Source organism: Kitasatospora sp. NPDC022856, assembly GCF_055561235.1.
Map to the genome: position 1 here is coordinate 1 of NZ_JBVHHE010000143.1, position 1,251 is coordinate 1,251.

Below are 1,251 nucleotides of genomic sequence, written 5' to 3' on the forward strand. Positions count from 1 at the left end.
CCCGGGATGCGGTTCGTGGTGCGTCCGGGGGAGAAGATCGCGACGGACGGCACCGTCGTCGAGGGCTCCTCCGCGGTGGACGCCTCGATGCTCACCGGCGAGTCCGTCCCGGTCGAGGTCACCGTCGGCGACACCGTCACCGGCGCCACCCTCAACGCCGGCGGCCGCCTCGTCGTCGAAGCCACCCACGTCGGCGCCGACACCCAACTCGCCCGCATCGCCACCCTCGTCGAAGACGCCCAGAACGGCAAAGCCGCCGCCCAACGCCTCGCCGACCGCATCTCCGCCGTCTTCGTCCCCACCGTCATCCTGCTCGCCCTCACCACCCTCACCACCTGGCTCCTCACCACCGACAACCCCACCCAGGCCTTCACCGCCGCCGTCGCCGTCCTGATCATCGCCTGCCCCTGCGCCCTCGGCCTCGCCACCCCCACCGCCCTCATGGTCGGCACCGGACGCGGCGCCCAACTCGGCATCCTCATCAAAGGCCCCGAAGTCCTCGAAACCACCCGCCGCGTCGACACCGTCGTCCTCGACAAGACCGGCACCGTCACCACCGGCCGCATGACCCTCCTCGCCGTCCACACCACCCACGACACCACCGAAACCGACGTCCTACGCCTGGCCGGCGCCCTCGAACACGCCTCCGAACACCCCATCGCCACCGCCATCACCACCGCCGCCACCCAACGCCTCGGCACCCTCCCCCCCGTCCACGACTTCCACAACCTCCCCGGCCTCGGCGTCCACGGCACCGTCGAAGGCCACCACGTCACCGCCGGCCGCCACACCCACCCCGACCACCACCCCCTGCCCCCCGCCCTCGCCGCCGCCCGAACCGCCGCCGAGACCGCCGGACGCACCACCGTCACCATCACCTGGGACAACACCCCCCGCGCCGTCCTCGAAATCGCCGACGCCGTCAAACCCACCAGCGCCCACGCCATCACCCGACTACGCGCCCTCGGCCTACGCCCCATCCTCCTCACCGGCGACAACACCACCGCCGCCCACACCGTCGCCGCCGAGATCGGCATCGACCCCACCGACGTCATCGCCGAAGTCCTCCCCCAGGACAAGGCCGACACCATCCGCGCCCTCCAACACCAGGGCCACACCGTCGCCATGATCGGCGACGGCGTCAACGACGCCGCCGCCCTCGCCACCGCCGACCTCGGCCTCGCCCTCGGCACCGGCACCGACGCCGCCATCCAGGCCGCCGACCTCACCCTCGTCAGCGGCGACCTCACC

At 72.7% G+C, this 1,251-nt stretch carries 1 protein-coding gene; it reads left to right on the plus strand.

Annotation, left to right across the window (positions count from 1 at the left end):
* Positions 1–1,251: heavy metal translocating P-type ATPase (locus tag ACZ34W_RS38725; protein WP_465611207.1), on the plus strand; the 1,251-nt coding region annotated here is incomplete at both ends.